The sequence below is a fragment of the Draconibacterium sp. IB214405 genome (genome assembly GCF_033963885.1).
GTDB lineage: Bacteria > Bacteroidota > Bacteroidia > Bacteroidales > Prolixibacteraceae > Draconibacterium.
The window spans coordinates 727,029-750,019 of record NZ_JAXBMA010000001.1; the positions used below are offsets into that span (position 1 = coordinate 727,029).

20 protein-coding genes are annotated in these 22,991 nt (G+C 36.9%); 12 read left to right on the top strand and 8 right to left on the bottom strand.

The window, feature by feature from the left end:
- Nucleotides 1–2 precede the first annotated feature (2 nt).
- Both dxs and SLH46_RS02620 read right to left on the bottom strand, forming a co-directional pair.
- Nucleotides 3–1,913 carry a 1-deoxy-D-xylulose-5-phosphate synthase gene (dxs, locus tag SLH46_RS02615; RefSeq protein WP_320279586.1) on the bottom strand — a complete coding sequence of 637 codons (1,911 nt, stop codon included), beginning with the start codon at nucleotides 1,911–1,913 and terminating at the stop codon, nucleotides 3–5.
- Nucleotides 1,914–2,011: 98 nt separating this feature from the next.
- A complete protein-coding gene (locus tag SLH46_RS02620) occupies nucleotides 2,012–2,776 on the bottom strand; it encodes a type III pantothenate kinase (protein ID WP_320279587.1) in 765 nt (254 codons plus the stop codon).
- 143 nt (nucleotides 2,777–2,919) lie between these two features.
- Here SLH46_RS02620 and SLH46_RS02625 point away from each other — a divergent pair, with 143 nt between their 5' ends.
- Together SLH46_RS02625 and SLH46_RS02630 are read left to right on the top strand one after the other, a co-directional pair.
- The gene (locus SLH46_RS02625; RefSeq protein WP_320279588.1) at nucleotides 2,920–3,414 is read left to right on the top strand and encodes a response regulator; all 495 of its coding nucleotides are present in this window, start codon (nucleotides 2,920–2,922) and stop codon (nucleotides 3,412–3,414) included.
- A gap of 112 nt (nucleotides 3,415–3,526) precedes the next feature.
- Nucleotides 3,527–4,969, top strand: coding sequence for an MFS transporter (locus SLH46_RS02630; protein ID WP_320279589.1), 1,443 nt, complete (start codon nucleotides 3,527–3,529; stop codon nucleotides 4,967–4,969).
- A gap of 44 nt (nucleotides 4,970–5,013) precedes the next feature.
- Here the strand turns inward: SLH46_RS02630 and SLH46_RS02635 are convergent, their stop codons facing one another.
- Nucleotides 5,014–5,547 (bottom strand): DNA-3-methyladenine glycosylase, encoded by a 534-nt coding sequence (locus tag SLH46_RS02635; RefSeq protein ID WP_320279590.1) that lies wholly within the window; start codon nucleotides 5,545–5,547, stop codon nucleotides 5,014–5,016.
- A 104-nt stretch (nucleotides 5,548–5,651) separates the two neighbouring features.
- On the opposite strand from SLH46_RS02635, the gene SLH46_RS02640 reads away from it, so the two are divergent.
- The 4 genes from SLH46_RS02640 to SLH46_RS02655 are packed head-to-tail and all read left to right on the top strand — an operon-like array spanning nucleotide 5,652 to nucleotide 9,602.
- Complete coding sequence (locus tag SLH46_RS02640) at nucleotides 5,652–6,776, top strand: DegT/DnrJ/EryC1/StrS family aminotransferase (RefSeq protein ID WP_320279591.1); 1,125 nt, start codon at nucleotides 5,652–5,654, stop codon at nucleotides 6,774–6,776.
- Nucleotides 6,777–6,786: 10 nt separating this feature from the next.
- Nucleotides 6,787–7,359, top strand: a complete 573-nt coding sequence (locus SLH46_RS02645; protein ID WP_320279592.1) for an acyltransferase — start codon at nucleotides 6,787–6,789, stop codon at nucleotides 7,357–7,359.
- Nucleotides 7,352–8,662, top strand: coding sequence for a nucleotide sugar dehydrogenase (locus tag SLH46_RS02650; RefSeq protein WP_320279593.1), 1,311 nt, complete (start codon nucleotides 7,352–7,354; stop codon nucleotides 8,660–8,662). The genes SLH46_RS02645 and SLH46_RS02650 overlap by 8 nt, the downstream gene beginning before the upstream one ends.
- A gap of 37 nt (nucleotides 8,663–8,699) precedes the next feature.
- Entirely contained in the window at nucleotides 8,700–9,602 is a 903-nt protein-coding gene (locus tag SLH46_RS02655) for a Gfo/Idh/MocA family protein (protein ID WP_320279594.1), read from the top strand.
- Here the strand turns inward: SLH46_RS02655 and SLH46_RS02660 are convergent.
- Both SLH46_RS02660 and SLH46_RS02665 read right to left on the bottom strand, forming a co-directional pair.
- The gene (locus SLH46_RS02660) at nucleotides 9,599–10,390 is read right to left on the bottom strand and encodes a class I SAM-dependent methyltransferase (RefSeq protein WP_320279595.1); all 792 of its coding nucleotides are present in this window, start codon (nucleotides 10,388–10,390) and stop codon (nucleotides 9,599–9,601) included. The genes SLH46_RS02655 and SLH46_RS02660 overlap by 4 nt on opposite strands.
- Nucleotides 10,374–12,872: a YfhO family protein gene (locus tag SLH46_RS02665; RefSeq protein WP_320279596.1), complete on the bottom strand. Its 2,499-nt coding sequence runs from the start codon at nucleotides 12,870–12,872 to the stop codon at nucleotides 10,374–10,376. The genes SLH46_RS02660 and SLH46_RS02665 overlap by 17 nt, the downstream gene beginning before the upstream one ends.
- A gap of 414 nt (nucleotides 12,873–13,286) precedes the next feature.
- Between SLH46_RS02665 and SLH46_RS02670 the strand changes: the two genes are divergently transcribed.
- The 4 genes from SLH46_RS02670 (at nucleotide 13,287) to SLH46_RS02685 (ending at nucleotide 17,448) form a co-directional block, all read left to right on the top strand.
- On the top strand, nucleotides 13,287–14,117 hold the full coding sequence (locus SLH46_RS02670) for a sulfotransferase domain-containing protein (protein ID WP_320279597.1): 831 nt from the start codon (nucleotides 13,287–13,289) through the stop codon (nucleotides 14,115–14,117).
- A gap of 248 nt (nucleotides 14,118–14,365) precedes the next feature.
- Nucleotides 14,366–15,724: a flippase gene (locus SLH46_RS02675; RefSeq protein WP_320279598.1), complete on the top strand. Its 1,359-nt coding sequence runs from the start codon at nucleotides 14,366–14,368 to the stop codon at nucleotides 15,722–15,724.
- A 57-nt stretch (nucleotides 15,725–15,781) separates the two neighbouring features.
- Nucleotides 15,782–16,516, top strand: coding sequence for a hypothetical protein (locus tag SLH46_RS02680; RefSeq protein WP_320279599.1), 735 nt, complete (start codon nucleotides 15,782–15,784; stop codon nucleotides 16,514–16,516).
- Nucleotides 16,517–16,518: 2 nt separating this feature from the next.
- Entirely contained in the window at nucleotides 16,519–17,448 is a 930-nt protein-coding gene (locus tag SLH46_RS02685; protein WP_320279600.1) for a glycosyltransferase, read from the top strand.
- Between the two features lie 8 nt (nucleotides 17,449–17,456).
- Here the strand turns inward: SLH46_RS02685 and SLH46_RS02690 are convergent, their stop codons facing one another.
- Nucleotides 17,457–18,224, bottom strand: coding sequence for a class I SAM-dependent methyltransferase (locus SLH46_RS02690; protein WP_320279601.1), 768 nt, complete (start codon nucleotides 18,222–18,224; stop codon nucleotides 17,457–17,459).
- A gap of 224 nt (nucleotides 18,225–18,448) precedes the next feature.
- Between SLH46_RS02690 and SLH46_RS02695 the strand changes: the two genes are divergently transcribed.
- Both SLH46_RS02695 and SLH46_RS02700 read left to right on the top strand, forming a co-directional pair.
- A complete protein-coding gene (locus tag SLH46_RS02695) occupies nucleotides 18,449–19,282 on the top strand; it encodes a DUF5672 family protein (protein ID WP_320279602.1) in 834 nt (277 codons plus the stop codon).
- Between the two features lie 135 nt (nucleotides 19,283–19,417).
- Nucleotides 19,418–20,251 (top strand): glycosyltransferase family 2 protein, encoded by an 834-nt coding sequence (locus tag SLH46_RS02700; RefSeq protein ID WP_320279603.1) that lies wholly within the window; start codon nucleotides 19,418–19,420, stop codon nucleotides 20,249–20,251.
- A gap of 200 nt (nucleotides 20,252–20,451) precedes the next feature.
- Here SLH46_RS02700 and SLH46_RS02705 read toward each other — a convergent pair whose 3' ends face one another.
- Together SLH46_RS02705 and SLH46_RS02710 are read right to left on the bottom strand one after the other, a co-directional pair.
- Nucleotides 20,452–21,636: a hypothetical protein gene (locus tag SLH46_RS02705; RefSeq protein ID WP_320279604.1), complete on the bottom strand. Its 1,185-nt coding sequence runs from the start codon at nucleotides 21,634–21,636 to the stop codon at nucleotides 20,452–20,454.
- A gap of 98 nt (nucleotides 21,637–21,734) precedes the next feature.
- Nucleotides 21,735–22,868 (bottom strand): glycosyltransferase, encoded by a 1,134-nt coding sequence (locus SLH46_RS02710; protein ID WP_320279605.1) that lies wholly within the window; start codon nucleotides 22,866–22,868, stop codon nucleotides 21,735–21,737.
- Between the last annotated feature and the right edge of the window lie 123 nt (nucleotides 22,869–22,991).

Sequence of the window (22,991 nt, forward strand, 5' to 3'; positions counted from 1 at the left end):
CTTTAGTTTTTGTTAAGCAGCTGTTCGGTTGCGCGGACTATTCCTTTCGAATCTATTCCACAATCTTTGTAAAGTTCTTCAGGAGTTCCATGTTCAATAAATTTATCAGGTATTCCAAGCACCTTAATTTTATTGTGGTAGCCTTTTTCTGCCATGTATTCCAGTATTGCACTTCCGAAACCACCTTGAACGGTTCCGTCTTCAATAGTAAGAATGTATTCGAATTTTTCCATTACCTCGTCAAGCAAAGCAGTGTCGAGCGGTTTTACAAAACGCATGTCGTAATGCGCTGCCGAAATTTCTTTTTTTGCCAGACTTTTAACAGCACGTTGCGTAAATATTCCGGTTTTACCAATCGAAAGCAATGCAATATCTTCACCGTCGGCCAGTTTTCTTCCTTTGCCAATTTCAATTTTTTCGAATGGTTTTTGCCAGTCCGATTTAATGCCGCAACCTCTTGGATAACGAATTGAAAATGGTTGATTTATTTCGTCGAGCTGGGCAGTGTACATCAGGTTTCGGAGCTCAATTTCGTCCATTGGAGCCGACACGATCATATTCGGAATAGACCGCATGTAGGCAATATCGAAAACCCCGTGATGCGTTGGGCCATCTTCGCCAACCAGTCCGCCGCGGTCGAGACAAAAAACAACGTGTAATTTCTGAATAGCTACATCGTGTACTACCTGGTCGTAGGCACGCTGCATAAACGTGGAGTAGATGTTGCAAAACGGAACCATTCCCTGTGCCGCAAGTCCGGCTGAAAAGGTAACCGCGTGTTGCTCGGCAATACCCACATCAAATGCACGATCGGGCATTTTTTCCAGCATTTTGTTCATCGAACATCCGGTAGGCATTGCCGGTGTTATCCCAACAATTTTTTCATTCGCTTCTGCGAGTTCTACCAAAGTGTCGCCAAAAACATTCTGAAATTTCGGGGCTTTCTCGATGTTGCAATCGCATTTATATATTTCTCCGGTTTCCTTATCGAAAACACCTGGAGCGTGCCATTTGGTCTGGTCTTGCTCGGCAAGTTTAAAACCCTTTCCTTTTTGCGTGATTACATGCAACAGTTTTGGTCCGGGTATATCTTTCAGGTCGTTTAAAACCTTGGTTAAATACACAACATCGTGTCCGTCAATCGGGCCAAAATATCTAAAATTGAACGCCTCAAAAAGATTGTTCTCTTTTAAGATCATATTCTTTAAGGCGTGTTGATTCTTTTGAATAAAACGACGGGTTTTTTCTCCAAAACCATCCAGTTTTCCCAGTCCTTCCCACACATCGTGTTTCATTCGGTTGTAGGTGTCCGACTTGGCAATGTTCAGCAGGTATTTGTTTAGGCTTCCAACACTTGGGTCGATCGCCATGTTGTTGTCGTTCAGAATAACAAGGATGTCGGCATTTTCACCGCCGGCATTGTTCAGTGCTTCAAAAGCCATTCCCCCAGTCATTGCTCCGTCGCCAATAACGGCAACGACTTTGCGTTCTTCTTCGCCTTTAATTTTAGAGGCGACCGCCATTCCTAAAGCTGCTGAAATAGAAGTTGATGAGTGACCAACACCAAAAGCGTCGTACTCGCTTTCGGCACGTTTTGGAAATCCACTGATCCCTTTAAATTTTCGGTTGGTATCGAATTGGTTTCTTCGTCCGGTCAGAATTTTGTGTCCGTAAGCCTGGTGACCAACATCCCAAATCAATTGGTCGTACGGGGTATTGTACACGTAGTGCAGGGCAACTGTTAATTCAACAACGCCTAAGCTGGCTCCAAAATGGCCGGGATTGGTCGACACAACATCAATAATATAGTCGCGCAACTCCTTGCATACATTTTCAAGCTGTTCAGTCGGTAATTTTTTAAGATCGTCGGGATTATTAATCGATTCCAACAGCTTCCCCTTCACATCATCCATATCTCCGAAAATTATAGAAACATAACAACTGTTCCTCTACAGTTTGTTCATTGCAAAAGAAATAAATTTAGTTGTAATAATATATGAGAAATTCGATGTTATATAAATGAATTAATCTGAACGAGGCCATCGAGCGTAAGCATAGGCTCAAAAGTTGTTATTTTTTTGGTTAACGGAGCGATTACTGAACCAAGTCCTCCGGTAGCGACAACGGTAAGTGTCTGGCCAATTTCAGTTTCTGTTCGTTCAATAATCGACTCAACAAGGCCGGTGTAGCCAAAAATAATTCCCGATTGTATGGCGTGTGTGGTATTTTCGCCGAGTACCGAAGGTGGCGCGGCAATGTGAATTTGTGGAAGCTGGGCGGTTTTTCCAGCCAGGGCACCAACAGCAGTGCGCAAGCCGGGGGCAATTGCCACACCTAAAATCTCGGAGTTGCTGCCAATTGTTGTAAATGTTAAAGCGGTACCAAAATCAATAACCATGGTATTGCTGTTAAATTTCTGGTAGGCAGCCACTGCATTGGCAACCAGATCGGTTCCAATCTGGTAAGGATTCAGCACTTTTATTGGTAGGTGCTTGTAAATGTCGGGATTTACGAGGTTGATAGTAGCATTCTCAAACAGTCCGGATAACATTTCACGGAACGGATGAACAAGCGATGGAACAACACTGCTAAAAATAATTCCCGAAATATCTGTCCGGCAGATTTTTCCGGCGGTAAGTAACGAACGGAAAATAACTTCGTACTCATCGGCAGTTTTCAGCTGATCGGTTTGTATACGCCAATCGTTAATCCATTCGTTGTTTCGGTTGATACCAAAAACTATATTCGTGTTACCAATATCAATTGCTAATAACATAATTTTCACCTTAAAATTTCAAAAGTACCTAATTTATAGAAGTCGTAGCAAACGATCAGGTTTTTTTTGATTTAACATTACATTATGGTTTTCTGAGAAATATGTATTATTTTAGGCGAGGTACTAACTTCATTTCTGAAACCATGCAAGAGACAAAAAATCCATTAATTTTTCTAATCGAAGACAGTGTTGTTTATAAAGATCTGATTGCCGGGTATTTAAAGGCAAAAAAGTTTTCGAAACTGAAAGTGTTTAAAAATGGAGAAGAATGTCTGAGGCATATCAATGAAGATCCTGATATTATTATTCTCGATTACTCATCAGAAGGAATAAACGGGCTGGAGTTTATGCTCAAGATCGAACGCGAACATCCTGATATTGATTTTATATTCCTTAGCGCGCAAAATAAGGTTGAGATTGCCGTTAAAATTATGAAACTTGGAGCAGCCGATTATATCATCAAAAACGATCAGGCACCAAAGAACCTGGTTGAATCGATTGAGCGTTTAAAAAATGCCTCAAAGCGCGACAAACAGCGGAAAGGATTTAAGGTGGGTGTACTTGGTTTTTTCATCTTGTTATTCCTTATTATAATGATCATAACTTTTGTCTCGATCTTTTTCGATCTGTCCATTTAGAATCATTGTTTTTACCCCTCTTTTCACATTTGAAATGTCATCCTTGTTAAATGTCATAGTTAGCGTAGTGTAAAATTTGCTACCTTTCGCGCTTCATCAAAATTGTAGCAAAATGGCAGTACTTTCCGTATTAAAAGGATACAATAAAAGTTTCTGGACGTCTAACGTCATTGAATTATTTGAGCGTTGGGCATGGTATGGTTTTTATCTGGCTTTTCCGTTGTTTTTGGTAGGATCGACCGATACCGGTGCACTTGGTTTTTCGAATGCCGAGAAGGGCGCTATTATGGGAACGGGTTCAGCATTGCTTTATTTTTTACCTGTAATAACCGGAGCTATTGCCGATAAAATTGGTTACAAAAAGGTGCTGTTAATGGCATTTGCTATATATGCTTCCGGATTTTATATGATCAATATTTTTGAAGGTTACGCATTAGTTTATTTTGCTTTTATCTGGACCTGTGTCGGTGGGGCATTCTTTAAACCCATTATTTCGGCGATGATTGCCAAAACTACTACTGATGAAACGGCATCTATCGGGTTCGGGATTTTTTATATGATGGTTAATATTGGCGGTTTTATAGGACCGTTTATAGCGGGAGCTTTATTGAAATTAAGCTGGGAGTACGTATTCTACATGGCCATTGCTGCTATTGGTGTGAATGTTTTGCTTACCCTGTTTATGTTTAAGGAACCTGGTCGCGATGACGATGGAACCTCTTTGGGACAGAACATTCTCAAAGCTTTTGTCGATATTTATACCACGCTGAAGAACTGGAAATATGTAATGTTTCTTGTTATTATGATCCTTTTCTGGAGTGCCTTTAATCAGCTCTATTATTCGTTTGGAATTTTTGTTGATCAGTGGATTGATACTACTGTTGTTTATAACGGGCTGCATGCGGTTTGGCCCTGGCTGGCAGAAACCATTGGCGATAAAGGAACCATCAGTGCTGTTACAATGACCAGTATGGATTCGTTTTTTATTATTGTATTCCAGATAATGGTATCGGCATTTGTAATGCGATTCCGTCCTTTGGCAGCGATGATGGGAGGAATACTTGTATTAGCCGGAGGTTTGTGTTTAATGTTCTCGATGCAAAGCGGCTGGTTAATTCTTTTGGGAATTCTGATATTTGCTTTGGGAGAAATGGGGAGTTCACCTAAGTTTACCGAGTATGTTGGTAAAATTGCTCCTGCAAGTCAGAAGGCTTTATACATGGGAACCTCATTTTTACCGGTAGCTGCCGGTCATAAAGTTGCAGGTTGGTTATCGGGTGATTTTTATGAACGTATTTCCGACAAGTTTTTCCTGTTACAAAAAGAGGTTGCACAACGTGGATTCGACTTCCCTGCTGAATATTCTGATACTTTTACAAAAAACGATTTTTTCGCTCAGGCGGCTGAAAAGATGAATATGACTCAAGTGGAACTGACCAATTATTTATGGCAGAATTACCATCCATCAAATATCTGGATGGCTTTCTCTGGCATTGCAGTTTCTGCGGTTGTTTTCCTGTGGTTGTACGATCGATTTGTAATGGGTGGAAAATAAACTCAGCGGTGATCAGTTTTTGTTAGAAACAGGATTTTGATCCTTCAACATTGGTTATTTTTTAAAATATATCGCCATGGTTTGTTTATCCAAGGCTCGCCGGCATAGTCGATTCCGACACGCGGAGCAGTTATAAATTGTGGCTTGTTCCCGGAATCTTCAATCCATATTCTTTGTGAAGTTTCCAGGTTTTCACCGTAAAAAGATTTGTCGAGTTGTAATGCTTTCCCGACTCTCCCGGGCCCTGAAATTCCTTCAATGCCCCGAACTAAAACGGCAGATGAATCACCAACCTCTCCTGTTACAAAATTTAGCATCCAATACATTCCGTAAATCAGGTAAACATACACCAATCCGCCTTCGTCAAACATCACTTTTGTTCGGGGTGTTAAACCTTTGTTGGCGTGGCAGGCTTTATCGTCGCCTCCTCGATAGGCTTCGGTTTCGGTAATTATGAATTTTTCTATCCTGCCATCATCAAATCGCCTTACAAGTATTTTTCCAAGCAGGTCGGGCGCAACTTTGGTTACTTCTCGTTTAAAGAATGAATTGGGTATACGCTTACAATCGGCTGTCATATTTCATTTTTATAAGGACAGAAATATGCAAAATAAATACGGAACAGCTTATTCTGTACACTAAATTTATACTTTTATAGTTTATTAAAAACAAGCTTAGCGGAATGCAAACCATCCACATGTCGGACATTTACGGGCAATACCTTACCATGAAGGCTGAAATTGATGCGGCCATTCAGGAGGTGATCAAATCTACCCGGTTTATAAAAAGCGGGAAGGTGCTTGATTTTGAAGCGAAGTTGGCCGACTATCTGAATACGAATGTAGTTTCGTGCGGAAATGGTACCGATGCGCTGCAACTGGCTTTTATGGCTTTGGAATTAAAACCGGGCGATGAAGTAATTACCACGCCTTTTTCGTTTGTCTCAACAGTTGAAGTTCTGGTGTTAATGGGACTCAAACCCGTTTTTGTTGACGTTTGTCCTGATACTTTTAACTTGGATGTTAAGCAAATCGAGAAAGTCATCACATCAAAAACCAAAGCGATTCTACCTGTGCATCTATTTGGTCAGTGTGCCAATATGGAGACGATATTGAACGTTGCCAAAAAGCATGATCTGTTTGTTGTCGAAGATGCGTGTCAGGCATTGGGAACAGATTTTCTTTTTGCTGATGGTACAAAAAAGAAAGCCGGAACAATCGGACATATTGGTTGTAATTCATTCTTTCCGTCAAAAAATCTGGGAGCTTTTGGAGATGGTGGTGCAGTTTATTCCGATGATACAAATTTGGCTGAAAAGATTCGATCGATTGCCAATCACGGTATGAAAGTCAAATACGAATACGAGCGTGTTGGGATTAACTCCAGACTCGATAGTATTCAGGCTGCAATCCTGGAGGTAAAATTGAAATACATCGATAAGCATATAAAAGCCAGGCGAACTGCAGCCCGTTATTACGATGAGCATTTACAAAATCTGCCAGGAATTACAACTCCGGCAAGATCGGAATTTAGTACACATACTTTTCACCAGTACACCATTCAAGTCGAAGAAAGGGACGCCTTGAAAACCTATTTGGAAGCAAAAGGAATTCCATCAATGGTATATTATCCAAAAGCCTTGCATTTGCAGGAGGCCTATAAAAACTTAGGATATCAGGAAGGCGATTTCCCGGTGGCTGAAAGATTGGCTAAAACAGTATTGTCGTTGCCGATGCATACTGAACTTGATGAGGGACAGATGGAATACATTGTTGAGGCCATAAGAAGTTTTACGCAAACGAGCTAAGTAAAGAACTATGAACAAGGAATATTTTGCACACGACACAGCAATAATTGAGGAAGGAGCACAGATTGGTTCTGGATCAAAAATCTGGCACTTTTCGCATGTGATGGGTTCTGCCCGAATTGGTGCGAATTGTATTCTCGGGCAGAATATTTTTGTCGGGAATAAAGTCAAGCTGGGGAACAATGTAAAAGTTCAGAACAATGTTTCGGTTTATGAAGGAGTAGTTTGTGAGGACGATGTATTTTTGGGGCCGTCAATGGTGTTTACCAATGTTATCAATCCCAGAAGTATTATTGAGCGAAAAGATGAATTCAAACCAACATTGGTGAAAAAAGGGGCGACAATTGGGGCCAACGCAACAATAATTTGCGGCGTTACGTTGGGCGAATATTGTATGATTGGTGCCGGAGGGGTTGTAACAAAAGATATTTTACCCTTTGCTTTGGTTACGGGAGTGCCTGCCAAACAAACAGGTTGGGTGAGTCGTAGCGGAGAAATTTTGAGAGATGATTTAATTTGCCCGATGACGGGAGAAAAATATTGTCTTGAAAATGGTGAATTGAAACTAAAAGAAGATGAGTAATAAAGAAGAACTTTTACAAAAAATAAAAAGCAATAAGCTCTCGGTTGGAATAATTGGCCTTGGTTATGTTGGCCTCCCGTTGGCTGTTTGTTTTGCAGCAAAACAGGTGAAAGTTTTGGGATTTGACACGTCTTCAGAGAGAGTTAGTAAGATTAATTCGGGGAATAATTATATCTCCGATGTAGATGATAATGAGTTAGCTTCACTCGTACAACAAGGAAGTTTAATTGCGACGGATGATTTTTCGATTTTAGGCGAATGCAATGCTATATTTATTTGCGTTCCAACGCCGCTTGACAAGTTCAAAAAGCCGGAGATGTCGTTTATTGAAAATGCCTGCAGAGAAATTGGGAAATATTTACGACCTGGAACTTTTATTAGCCTGGAAAGTACAACTTACCCAACTACAACCGAAGATTTTGTTCTACCCATCATTGAGAAAGAATCTGGATTAATTGAAGGAAAAGATTTCTGGCTGGCTTATTCTCCCGAACGAGTTGATCCGGGAAACAAACAATTCTCAACACAGAACACGCCAAAAGTTTTGGGGGCAATAAGTACCGATGGATTAGACGTAGGGAAGGCCATTTATTCGATTGCTGTTGAAGAAGTCCACACAGTGAGTTCGCCACGAATTGCTGAAATGGTAAAAATTCTGGAGAACACTTATCGATTGGTAAATATTAGCCTTATAAACGAGCTGGCGCTGTTAGCCGGTAAAATGGATATTAATATTTGGGAGGTAATTGATGCTGCAGCTACCAAACCATTCGGATTTCAAGCCTTTTATCCGGGACCGGGAGTGGGCGGACACTGTATTCCGCTCGATCCGTTTTACCTGGAACATATTGCAAAGAAATTTAATTTCGATTTGTCGATGATTCATACTGCCGGACATATTGATCTGTTAATGGCGCACCGGATGACGGTAAAAATCACATCGGCGCTAAACCGTCAGAAAAAAGCCATTAATGGCAGTAAGATTTTGTTTTTGGGAGTGGCTTATAAACCGGATATCAACGATGAACGTGAATCGCCGGCATTAAAAATAATGGCAGAAGTTGAAAATAAAGGAGGAGTGGTAAGTTATCACGATCCTTTCATCCCATCAATACAAACTAGCGTGGGAAGCGGATTTGAATCGCTTGATTTATCTGGATCTGTTTTAGCGGATGCCGATTGTGTCGTAATTACAACCAATCATTCCCACTTTGATGCTGGTTTAATTGAAAAGCATTCGCGCTTGATAGTTGATTTAAGAAACGTAATTAAAGAGGCGTCCGAGAAAGTTTATAAACTCTAATTGAACAAGACGCATCAAGGTGTTTTGTATTGAAAGCATGAAAAGATTTGCATTAATAGGAGCTGCAGGATTTGTAGCCGAAAGACATATCAGAGCTATTAAAGAAACCGGGAACGAGCTGGTTTGTGCCATGGACACCTTTGATGTAATGGGACGCATGGACAGTTATTTCCCCGAGGCTGAATTTGTTACTTCAGAAGAGGAACTAGTTGAATTTCTTCAATCAGCAAAAGAAAAAGGTGAATCGGTGGATTACATTAGCATCTGTTCGCCAAACTATCTTCATATAAAACATATTGAGCTTGCCCTGAAAAATGGGTGTGATGTGATTTGTGAAAAACCACTAGTCATCGATTCAGAAGATTTGGATAAAATTAAAGAATGGGAAGCTGAGTCAAGGAAGAAAGTGAACACCGTTTTGCAACTTCGTTATCACCCAACTATCCTGAAATTGAAAAATGAGATTGAACAATCAGACAAAGACTTTTTTGATATAGATTTGAAATACATCACATCACGCGGCAAATGGTATTTCAAAAGCTGGAAAGGGGATGTAACAAAATCAGGAGGAATAGCTACAAATATTGGTATTCACTTTTTCGATATGCTGACCTGGATTTTTGGAGAAGTTCAGCAAAATAATGTTTCAGTTTACGAAGCCACAAAATCATCAGGTGAGCTAATACTTGAAAAGGCAAAAGTCAATTGGTTTTTGAGTCTTGATTCTAACGATTTGCCTGAAGTCGCAACGAAGGCTGGAAAAAGAACTTTCCGTTCCATAAAAGTTGATGGTAAAGAAATTGAATTCAGTGATGGTTTTACTGATTTGCATACTGTTACCTATCAGCAAATTCTGGCCGGGAATGGTTTTGGGGTTGTGGACGCAGGGGAGAGTATTCGGTTAACTGAGTTGAGAAACTTTAATCCTTTGGCACATTAATCCAGATTGTTTTTATTTAATAAATAATAGGCACATGTTGTAAAAAAATTCCGAAACCATGGAATGCTCGCAACGAATTTACTTTGTTTACGTGGTTGAAGTTTAAATTTAACTTCGTAGTTGGGGTTAATAAAAAACAATGTTTTATTGAGCGTGTTGTAGTTATTTGTTTTGGTAATAGATTCAAAACGTTCGATGGAAATGCCGGTTTTCTTTATTTCCAGAAGTCCTTTAATTTTAGATTGAGGCTCGCCAAATAATTTTAATACTCCCTTATAAACAGGGACCGGAAGCATATGAAAGTATGGCATTTTTGACAAAATTCTGCTGTTGCATATTTGTTGATGACCTCCGAAAGGATTTTGCCATGGTGGAAATCCAAAAAACACAATACTTTTTGCGTGAAAGAAACACTTGAAATATTCCATAAAAAAGTTCTGATCAGGGATGTGCTCAATAACGTCGCGAAGAATGATCAGATCAAATTTGCCTAGGTCATTACGGTTGTATATATTATCTGCAATAAGTGTTAGCTTCGATAAATTTTTATGCGATTGGTAAAATTCATTTCCTTTATCAATTTTCCCTTTAGATAAGTCGATTCCGGTTACCTTGCAGCCCATATCAACAAATGGTAACAGGTTTCCTCCTTCTCCACATCCTATTTCCAGAACAGTTGTATCAGTGCTCAGTTGCAAGTGTTGTTCTATGTACGGGATAACGTATTTTTGTGTTGTCTGGGCTTGTTCGTTAAAGTATTGCCACTTGTTCTTATGTCTTTTTTGCATGTTTTGGGGATTTGGGTAATAGCCCTCCATTCTTTTTAACTTTTATTCCAAGATAGGCGAGTATAAAGATTATAAAAATGAATGAACTTGCATAAGATATTTTGTTCCCCATGAAATACGAACGTGGTTCAAATTTAAATTCAACAATGTGTTCACCTGCGGGTATTGACATTGCTCTTAATACGTAATTAACTCTAAAATGGGGGACCTTTTTCCCATCGATGTATGCATCCCAGCCTTTATCGTAATAAATTTCAGAGAACACAGTCAACTGTTCTGAATCTGAGCTAAAATTGTACTTCAAATAGTTGGGATCACTGACCTCCAGGTCAATACTTCCACTTTTTTCATAAGTTTTGCCAGAAATATATTGTTCAAATCGTTTGTCGATAACTGCTTCTTCTGCAGGATTAAAGCCAGTTAAAGCATCTATTTCTGCATCGGCATTTTCCACAATGTTGTAACGGTTCACAAACCATGCATTTCCGAGTGGGGCTGGATCTTTTATTGGTGCTCCATTCGGATTTATGATTAGGTAGGTTGTATTTAACATCTTTAAAGCCGGAACACCATTGAACAAAGCTTCAATCTGGTCAGGGACCAGTCCTTTGTTTAGTTCGCGTCCTAATTGTTGAAACTCCGGTGCAAGATGAAAATCAATTAGTTCCTGGTAACGTTTTAATTTTGCAGCATGATATCCGCCTATAGATTTATGATAATAAGGCGTTGTAAAATCGGTAAATGGATAAACTGTTAAGTTGATGACACGATAGGAAACTGCGTTGTCTTGAAGGATAATTTCATCCGCTTTCGTTGGGGTAAATGGATTGTCCATCTTACGTTTTGCAACAAAATTGTCGTTATTCAGATAACGTTTATTTGTTGGCCACATATCAGCTATTATTAAAACGATCCACAAGGCCAGTGCATATTCTGCTTTTAATTTCTTTTTCCAGAAAGCCCACAATACGCCGGATGCCAAAGCAACAAAAATAAAGGTTCGGAAAGCGTCGGTGCGCACCACCATTTTGCGATCGGCTTGCAGGGCATCTAAAAGTTGTTCCGGCCACCCCGATTGGATAAGACGGGCATCGGAAGCTGCAGTAAAATCGCCTGCCAGCCCCGGAATAACTGTAAAAACAAGGGCTAAACCACCTGCGATTGATAAAGAATACAATAACGCTTTATTAAAAACCTTATCAGAAACTTCCCTTTTATAGACCTTTGAAACTGCCATCACTCCCAGAAAAGCCATCGCAAATTGTTGGATAACAATAATGTTTTTAACGTCTCGGAACTTATTATAAAGCGGGAAATAATCGATCATCAGGTTAGAGAGCGAAGGGAAATATTTCCCCAGCGAGAGTGCAAAGGAAACCACAACGGTTGCCACAACCCACCATTTGTCTTTCCCTTTTACAATGAATAATCCGAATACAAACAGGAAACATAAAACTGCTCCAAAGTAGAACGGTCCTCCTGCAATGGGTTGACTACCCCAATATAGCGGTAAATTGTTGGCGATTCGTAAAGCGTTTTGCTTGCTTTGTCCTCGGGAGAGTAACTCATACACCTGTGATTTCTCACCCAGAGGTTCCGCCATACTTCCACCTTTAAGCCGCGGGATAAATGCAGTTAAGGCTTCACCAACGTCATAGCTGTAATCTAATATGTAATCCCTATCAAGACCATCTGATTTTTTGTGAAGGTCGCTGGTCAATTCCGATTTTCCTCGGGTAGTTTCTTTACTGTATTCGTAAACAGGCCATAAATTAGAAATATTCATACCAATGGCTAGTACTGCAGCTGCAATAAGAACTCCTGAACTTTTCAGAAAAGGGACAATAGTTTTTTCGCGTACTGCATAAATAAAATACACCATGGAAATAATTATCACCAGTATGCCGGCATAATAGGTCATTTGCAGGTGGTTGGCAGCGATCATCCACGAAAGTGCCAGTGTACTTAAAAGGGCTCCGGTCAAACGTTTACTTTTATAGGCCATAAGAATACCGGCAATCAATAGCGAGATATAAGTTATGTTATGTGCCTTGGTATTGTGACCGGCTTCAAATATCACGAAAAAGAAGGAGGTAAAACCGTAAGCCAAGGCTCCCGCCAAGCTTAACCAAGGATTTACTCCAATAATAATGCACATTAAGTAAAACAGGCTTAAAAAAAGTAAGTGATAGCTTATTGGTCGCGGAATTTTTAAGATAAAGTTTATTATCTTTTTTGCAATATTTCCTTTATAAATAGTTCCTATTAAATATCCGGGCATCCCACAGAACATGTTCACCGCCCATAGGGGTTCTTCTCCGGTTTCTATACGGAAATCTGCCATGGACTTCGACATGCCCTTAAAATGTATTGTGTCTGATTGTTGAACAACTTTTCCCTCAAAAACAGGGATGAAATAGATGGAGGTGGTAATAAATAACAGTACTACTGGAATGAAATAGTGTATCCATTTCTTTTTCATAGAAGAGCGTATTTGAATGTAAGGCAAATATAGTTATCTATTGGTTATAAGCCAGAATTGAATGTTTAATATTTTATTATCTCCAAAATATAGCAATCGGTTTATCCTGAATTCCGGATGGATTCTATGAATGTGGTTTTTTCAATCGTTCGGAACTTTTTACAAAAAATGATTTTGTTCGTTTAGAAAGGTTATTTTTGCCTTTATTTATGAGGATTAAGCTTTGATAGAAATTTATACTCACATATAGTTTAAACTTTTTAATTGATGAAAATTTTCGATTGAGAAGTTTAAGGAGTGATATTTCTGAATTATTTGTATACAGACTTTACGTGATATATTATTGAATGACATGGTGCCTATTTTATAATGAATGCATAGAAGAGGTCAAACACAAAAATTGATTAAATATTTATGAAGGTTGATTTTATTATAATAGGTGCTATGAAAGCCGGAACAACTTCGTTATATGAAGTATTAAAGGCGCATCCTGATATTTCTTTTAGTAAAATAAAAGAAGCACATTTTTTTAGTACAACTAAAAATTGGGAAAAAGACCTTCCCAAATACCATAAGCTTTTCAAAGAAGAAGAAGGTAAATTGTATGGTGAGGCTTCTCCCTCATATTCTGCTATGCCGGAATTTCAGAATTCAGCTAAAATAATCCATGCTTATAATCCGGAAATGAAAATCATTTATATGGTTCGCAATCCGATTGACAGAAGCATCTCCCATTATATGCACATTTTTGAAAGGGGATATACTAACCTTCCAATAGATGAAGCGTTTGAGAAAAATCCCCAAATAGTAAAAAGTAGCTGCTATTTTTATCAGGTTAAGCCTTATTTAGAGCTCTTTGGTAAAGAACAAATCTTTTTTATTGATTTTGAGGACTATATTAAAGACCGAAAACGAGTATTGAAAGAGCTTTCCGGATTTTTGGAAATCGATCCCGAACCGCTTGTAAATCTGAAAGAGATTCATGCCAACCGTACGGTAGGTGGCTATAAATTGCATCCCCGGTACGACAAACTTTTACATCGGGTTGGTCCTTTGGTTGAGTTATGGCCAAGTGGATTAAAACTATTTATAAAACGATTATTGTCGAATAAAAAAAGAGTGTTTAAGGAAAAGCCAAGAATAAAGGAACAAACAAAACAAAAGATATTGGATGCTGTTAAACCCGAAATTCCCGGATTGGAAAAATTGCTTGGTAAGGATTTATCGAACTGGATTGATTTATGAGACTATTTTTCTGAAGATCTTGATCTATTTTCATTTACTTTGGATCTCAATCCCATGTCAAACTGAAATGAGATGAATTACTTCAATAACTATTTAAGGTTTTAGAATTTTGAATTAATATTAAGCAACAATACTCAAATAAATTGAGAGAAGGTTAATTAAACGGATAAACTGAGTGATACATTTGTGAATGAAACCTGAAAAGGGACTAGAAAAAATTAGTTAAACAGAAAATATTGCTTCTAAATTTGGAAAAAGTAAAAAATATATTTTCTGCAGCGATGCAGAAAGGTATTAGAATTGGAAATCGTCCAGGAGTCAAAAAGTATTTTATAAATACCTCATGGCTATTCTCAGGGAATATTGTTAAAATGTTTCTTGTTTTTATTGTCGGCGTATTTGTTACTCGTTATCTTGGACCAGAACGATATGGTTCACTATCATATGCAATTAGTTTTGTAGGATTGTTTGCAGCACTTAATTCATTGGGATTAGATTCCATTGTAGTGAAAGAGCTAGTAAATAATAACGAGCGACAGCAAGATCAACTGATGGGAACATCATTTATTCTTAGAATTTGCGGAAACCTCTTTGCTCTTTTTTTAATAACAATCTTTACATTTTTTTTCTCAGAAGGTGATGAGACAAGACCTTTAATCTTTATAATTGGAGCTGGTACTTTATTCAGTAGCTTAAATGTTATTAATCTCTACTACCAATCGAAAGTATTGAGTAAATACGTTGTGTGGTCACAGACCATTGCTTTAGCTGTTGTTTCTGTATTGAAAGTAATATTGATAGTAACATCAGCATCTTTGGTTTATTTTGCAATTGCAAATGCCTTTCAAACTGTTATTATGTCTGCAGGATTAATTTACTTCTACAAGAAAATTGGAGGTAAATTTAAGAATTGGCAATTCGATATATCGCGAGCAAAGCGACTTTTGCGAGATGGATTACCACTTTTGTTCTCAGGAATTGCAATAACGGTTTATATGAAAATTGATCAAGTTATGCTTAAGGGAATGCTAGATAGCGGAGCTGTAGGAGAATATGCAGCCGCAGTAAAGTTGAGTGAAGTCTGGTATTTTATTCCTACAGCCATTGCTTCTTCGGTTTTTCCTGCGATACTGAATGCGAAGAAGGAATCAGAACGAAAATATGAAAAACGGTTACAGCAGTTTTATACTTTGCTGGTTTGGATAGCGATTGGTATATCTTTGCCATTATCACTATCAAGTAATTCTCTGTGTAATTTTCTATTCGGAGAGAAATATGTTCATACGGGAGAAATTTTAAGTGTACATATTTGGGCCAGTGTTTTCGTCTTTCTTGGTGTTGCAAGTGGCAGATGGCTTATTTCGGAAGGATTATATAAGTACAGTATGTATAGGACAATTATTGGGGCAATAGTCAATGTTGCATTGAATATTCTGCTGATCCCAAGATATGCCGGTATTGGAGCGGCTTGGGCAACATTGGTGTCATATGCATTTTCTTCATGCTTTTTAAATATTGTTATTAAAGAACTTAGAATCGATTTTAAACGAATGTTATTGACAATATCCCCTGCAAGCATTTATTTTTTAGTAAAGAAATCACTTTAGAAAGTTAATAACGATCGGATTTAAGATTTGTATGAAACGAATTAAAAAGAATAACTGATGGGCAAACGAATAAGCAAAATTGTAAAGAAAATTATGGATAGTGCTACAAAGGAAAATTTGCAGCCATACCTCAAAGAATTACTATGGGCAGAAACGTTCAACAGTACAATTACCGACATTGCTTGGTTACAAAATAGGTCTTTCTCTCCAGGTCGGTGGGCTGTTGGATATCCCGGATTGTATATTTTGGTTAGAACTCTCAATGAAATAAAGCCTGAAAGTATTTTGGAGTTTGGATTGGGAGAAAGTTCCAAAATTACATCACAATATGTTAATGGAACTTCAAATCCAAGTGCTTTAAGAATTGTTGAACATGACGAAAACTGGATAAGTTTTTTTTGTAAGAATTACTCGCAATTAAAAGTTACGGATAAAATTATGCAGTTTCGTTTGGGGGAATCTGTAGTCGATAAAGAAAAGTCAACCATATATAAAGGATTGTTAAAAGGCATATCAGATAGAAAATATGATTTTGTTATTATTGATGGACCATTTGGTTCTGATTCTTTCTCTCGCCCTCAAATTTTAGATATTATAAAAGCAGATCTATTAATGAAAAACTTTGTCATCCTTTTTGATGATGCCGAACGAGAAGGAGAACAACAGACTATTAAGTCAATTAAGTTACTTTTAGAACAAAAAGGTATCGATTTTGCATATGGAAAATATACAGGTATGAAAGATACGGATATCATTTGTTCTAAAGATTATCAATTTCTAATATCACTATAATAATGTTAGCACCAATATTACTATTTGTATATAATCGACCATGGCATACAGAGCAAACAATCAAAGCTTTACAGAAAAATGAGTTGGCATTGGTTAGCGAGTTGTTTATTTATAGTGACGCTCCGAAAAATGAAAGTTCTGTTGAATTGGTAGATAAAGTTAGGGATTATATTAATGGGATAAACGGTTTTAAGAACGTAGAAATAATAGAAAGAACAGAGAACTGGGGCCTGGCAAAATCTATTATTGATGGAGTAACGGAAATCGTTAATAGATATGGAAAGGTTATTGTTCTTGAAGACGATATTGTTACCAGCCCTTATTTTTTAACATTCATGAACAATGCTCTGGATTTTTATAATGAAGAAAAAAAAGTCTGGCATATAAGTGGTTGGAACTATCCTGTTAATCCGGAAGGTTTAGGGGATGCGTTTTTATGGAGAGGGATGAATTGCTGGGGGTGGGCAACTTGGGCTGATAGATGGCGGTTTTTTGAGAAAGATACAGATGAATTAATCAAGGAGTTTTCGGAAAAAGATATTTCGCGTTTTAATATTGATGGTGCAGAAAATTATTGGGGACAAGTTTTGGATAATAGAGACGGACGCATTAATACATGGGCTGTCTTTTGGTATGCGACCTTTTTCAAAAGGAATGGTTTGAGTTTAAATCCGGTACGTTCATTTGTTAATAATATTGGATTTGATAATAGTGGTGTTCATTGCGGTACTAGTAAGATCTATGAAAACAGCTTGGAAGATCCAATAATAGATATTTCTTTTAGAAATATAAATCTAAATGAAGATGAACAGGCAGTATTAAGACTTAAGGAATATAGAAAGAGGAATAGGAAATCAAAAATTGATATAATTAAGTACTCGATAAAACAAAGATTAAAGGCGCTAAGAATCTATAAGAGAAATAAGGAATGAGTCTGCAATTAGTTCAGAATCAATTTTTTTAATGTTTCGAAATCAATTAGGTTCAAATATTTTTTTCTGTTCTTTTTTAAAGAACTGAATTCGAAGAAAGGATTTATAGGTTTTATGTTGTTCCCTATTTGACATGTTTTTGATAATATTCCAACCCCCCAATCAGAATCTATACAACAAGAATAAATGGATGGGTTTGATCGCCATTTTAAAAAAGCCTTCCAGGTTGTTCCGTTCCAGGATCCACCAGCAGGGGTGTTGAAATATTCATAGGATTCTCTGGCGTGCCACTCACTAGGAGGGTTGCAGTCATGAAGAACAATGAATCCATCGTCTTTTATATACCTCATGGCATTTTTAATATCTCTATCAACCTGTTGAGCAAGGTGTAATCCATCGATAAATATTACATCAAATCTAATGTCTTTTGATAAAACTTTATCTTCGTCTAGTTTTTGAAAAAAAGTGTCACTTGTCATTTTAAAATCTACCGGATTATCTTCAAACTCAACTCCTGGATCAACACTGTGTTTTGTGTTTGCATTTATATGATAAAAGTTATCTTCAGGATTTCGAACACCAATTTCCAAATAATATGTTTCGTTTGGCTTTATTGATAAAAGGAAATTGATAATATCCGTTCTAGGTGGATTCTTTTCCTTTTCACGAATATTCTGCTGTTGTCCAAGTGAATAATGAGAGTCAGCAAGCAGTTCTTTTCCAACAAAATAATATTTGAAAGGTTTTGTTCTCCTTAATTTATTTCTTAAGTTCATTGTTATTGGTCTAATAGATTGTTTAGTTCTTCAATGTAATGACATTTTTGAAAATATTCTGTTTTCTCAATTTTTATTGTGATAGAAATTAATAAATTTAAATGCCATAGGTTTATGCTTAGAATATTATTTTCGCTTAAAATTGTACAAAGAATGAAGGTGATAATTCAGGTATTATAAATGATGTATATAATTATTGCTCATAATCATTTTGATGATATAAAATGAAAATAGTAGAGGTTATAATTCCCGTTTACAAAGAATTACCAGATAAAAGCGAATTGATGTCTTTTAAACAATGTTTAAATGTATTGGGAAGGCATCCTATTGTTCTGGTTTGCCCACATAAAATGATTTTATCAGAATATGAAAAAATAGCAAATGACTATAATGTAGACATTAGAGGTGAACGATTTGATGATTACTTTTTTAGTTCGATAGAAGGCTATAACAGACTGATGCTATCAAAAGAATTTTATTCCCGATTTAAGGAATCTAAGTATATTCTTATTTACCAACTTGATGCTTGGGTTTTCAAAGACGAATTGAACTATTGGTGTAATGAAGATCATGATTATATAGGAGCTCCGTGGTTTGAAAATTACGGTTCAGAGGAAGAAGGAATGAAACTTACTAATGAAATTGGAAACGGTGGATTTTCATTAAGGAAAGTTCAATTTTGTATTGATGTTTTATCATGGTCCTATCCTATTTTGACTCCCAGGGGCATAATCAGACGTTATCGAATGCGTCATAACCTTTTAAAAACCTTAATTGTGTTTCCAAATCTATTCATTCAGTTTCTGGGTTTTAAGAACAATCTTCAATATTATATATTAGATTCAATGTTAAATGAAGACGTCTTTTGGAGCCTATTTAAAAATGACTCTTGGAAAAACTCGAGTATTCCTGATGCAGAAAAGGCAATTAAATTTAGTATTGAAAAAAGTCCAAAATATTTGTCTGGTTTAACAGGTGATGAATTGCCATTTGGATGTCATGCCTGGGAAAGATATGCGAAGGACTTTTGGAAATCACATATGGAGGATGAATATTAGGATTCATGTTATCATGGTTGGATAGCGAATTTATCTTGTATAGCATTAAGTTGTTTTTTACTAAGTAAAATTTTGATAAGTTGAGGGTGTTGAAGAATATTGGTTTGAATTTGTAATAATAAAAAAAGAGATTGTATGGCAGGATCGAAATCCAATGAATTGGAGTCTGGTCAAGAATTGGATGGATTGGTTAATTATAAAAGTACAAATAATCCGTTGGTTTCTATAATTACTGTTGTTTATAATGGTGAGGAACATATTGAACAAACTATTCAAAGTGTATTAAATCAAACTTATAAAAATATTGAATATATTATTATTGATGGTGCCTCAACAGATGGAACTCCGGAAATAATCAAACGGTATGAAAAGGATATTGATTATTGGATAAGCGAACCGGATAAAGGAATTTATGCTGCGATGAACAAAGGTATTATTGCAGCAACCGGGGAATGGATAAACTTTATGAATGCAGGGGATACTCTGGCAAATAGAAATACAGTTGAAAGTGTATTCGCTAAATCATATCATGAGGATGCAGATATTATTTATGGAAGTTCATATAAGATTTTAACAAGTGGAGAGGTACTCTCAGTTGAATCATCAGAAGATACTAATCGTCTAGCCTTTGATCCTATATACAGGCATAATGCATCATTTGTTAGAAGGTCGATTCATAAAATTTACCCTTTTGATCTTTCGAAAAAAAAATTTGGTTACGCTCTTGATTTTCATTCGATAAATACTTTTTACAAAAAAGGCTACCGTTTCAAGAAGGTTCCAGAATATATTCTTTATTATATACAAGAGGGAGTTTCATTCCACCCTTATAAGAATATTTATTATAATTTTTTGATTAGTATTGATGGCAAGTTTAGGATTATCGCATTATTAATCTTTTTTAAGAAAATAATAAGGGCCTTCATTAATCGTACTTTAAAAAGGATTAAGATGTTAATTGGATTCTGAATATTCCATGTAATAGTGTTGTGACCAAAGATGTTCCTTCAATGTCTATTGTAGCCGGAATCCCTGCGAAAATTATTGGTAAAAGAAAGAGCAAGCTACTTTATACGCTGAACTATCGACCTTGGCAGAGGTAGTAAAATGTCGGTTTTTCAAGGATTCAATCCGATGGAAAATTGCTATATAGCCTTAATGAGCGAGTATTAATTTGTGACCTTCTGTAATCCTTTGCGAGTATTTTCTACAATCGCATCAAAATCATAATCCGCTAAAATTTCACCGATTCTATACTTATTATATTTCTCATCTAAAATCCATGCTTTAAGCAAGTCCACCAATTCAGATTTGTCTTTATATGTTTCTCCGTGTTTTAGTAATGCGTCTTCCAGCGGATAAAAGGATGGAAGAAGTGCCGGTTTCTGATAAACGATCATGTCGTTAATGTTTCCAGAAATTTTAGTGAATCCATACAACTCTTTATAGAGTTTGTATCTAGTTTCTTTAACGGTGGGTATAATCAGGAAATTGGCATTTGCAGTAATTTCATCGAATTTGTTTTGAGGTACAAATGAATTAAATGTTTCTACCTGGAAATGGTCGGTTTCAAGCTTCCTGAAATTTTGAATAATCTTCTTTCCGTAAAAACCAAATGGTTTTCCAACCAGGCTTAGTTTAACAGATCTGTTTAGTTTGGGGACGAGGAGTTTAAGTGCTTCATATACTTCTTTGTAATTTCTTCTTCGCTTGTCAATTCCTCCTAGGATTACGATATTGGTTGCTGTATTGGTTTTTACACCGGGTAATACCTCGTTCATAAAAACATAAGGAACAGTTGGGAATAGTTTGCTGTTAGATACGTAGTTATTTTCCAATGCATAATTGGCAATCGTGGAGCATGGAAACTGGAAATAATCGACCTTTTCTCTTATAAACTTACTTCTGTAAACAGTATCAAGCTTTAGAATAACATGTAAAACAAGATAAGACACGTCTTTCCAAATGTAAAAAGGAGATAGTTTCGGATTAATACTTCGAATCGGGTTAAAGTAGGTATTTGAATTGTGAATGCGTAAAATGACGGGAGGAATAAAATTAACTGAAGAGAAAAATTTGAAATTTGATGCTATGGTATTAAAGAATATTGCTTCTGCTTTATTAATATCTGTTAATCTGGATTTTATGAGGTTTTGAATTTCTTTTGGGGAATTTGCAGTGTGAATATCAACGTTCTCCTTTTGTTTTAAAGAAAAACAAACTTGTTTCCAAATTTTATCAGTAGTGAAAAGAAGGATTTTGTACTCTTTTAATGAGATTAAAACTTTCATTGCATTAGCCAATACTTCTGCATGATAATCAAACTCAATAATAACTAAAGTCTTTTCTTCCATATGATGTTAGCGTATAATTGGTAAGTCACTACCCCAATATGGTTCTTTTAATAATCAAATATAGATTTTTTAAACGACTAGCCTGAATTAAAGGGGCATTATTTACCGAGGAGTTCAGTAAGTTTTGCAGTGAGGTTTTTTCTGGAATACTGCTCCGCTGTTTTTGTTTCTGTAGCCTTAACCTTATCAATAAATATATCCAATATTGCCTTTTTGACTTTATCTTTATCTTCAAAATCACAGGCAAAACCAATCTTATTTTCTTGAATAATTCCGGCTACATCCGAATTCTCAGGAGCCATTGCCAAAACAGGTTTACCAGAAGCAATGTATTCGAAGAATTTTCCCGGAATATGCCCTTGTGCATTTTTGCTGTTATTCAATAGTAGCAGTAAACAGGAGGACTCTTCATATTTTTTGATTACTTGGTTGTGGGGTAAATAACCTGTTGCTACTGTTTTATCTTTTACATTTGGAAAGCTTTCCAGGCTACGTTTTAATCCTGCATCAAAAGTGCCAATGATCTGAACCTTTAGCTTTTCCCTGAAATTTTTGTTTTCAACACACAACTCTTCTATTGCTTGCCATAATGCTAATGGGTTGCGGTATGAGGTGATAATTCCAATGTGGCTTAGAATGAAGTCTTGAGTTGGTTTGCTGCTAAAGTCTCCTGCAAAATCATCGTGGTCAAAACCATTAGTAATAAAAGTAACCGGTGTATTGGTTTTAGCCTGTAATTCCTTTGCCCAGGTTGGACTCACTGTTAGCACCGTATTTGAATTATCCATTACTTTTTTCTCAAGACGAGCCTGAACTTTTCGGGCAAAGCCAGAAGCATAAAAAGTGTCGAGGTAATCAATATCCGCCCATGGGTCGCGGAAGTCGCTGATCCATTTTATTTCCGGGAATTGTTTTTTTAGTTTTAATCCAATTAAGTGAACACTGTGTGGAGGACCTGTAGTTACTATGGCGTCCGGTTCTATTTCTTTACAGATTTTTGCAAGTCTTTTTGCAGATGGTCTTACCCAAAATACCCTTGGATCAGGAATTAATAAATTGCCACGCAACCAGAGTGAGGCTTTTTCTGCAAAAGATTGTTTTTTTTCATCGAATAGGAGCCCCGTGTTTACCTTTTCTTCTTTTCTTCGCCCGGTAAGCTTTTTGAAAAGTCCATACGGTTCCCAGATTGGAAGTTTTATTATCCATGTGCCATCTGCGATATCATCTTCCAATGATTTATCTATTACCGGATATTCAGGATTTTTAGGGGCAACGACGATGGGTTTCCATCCGTTTTCAGGAAGGTATTTGGTAAATTTTAACCAACGCTGAACACCACCACCTCCGCATGGTGG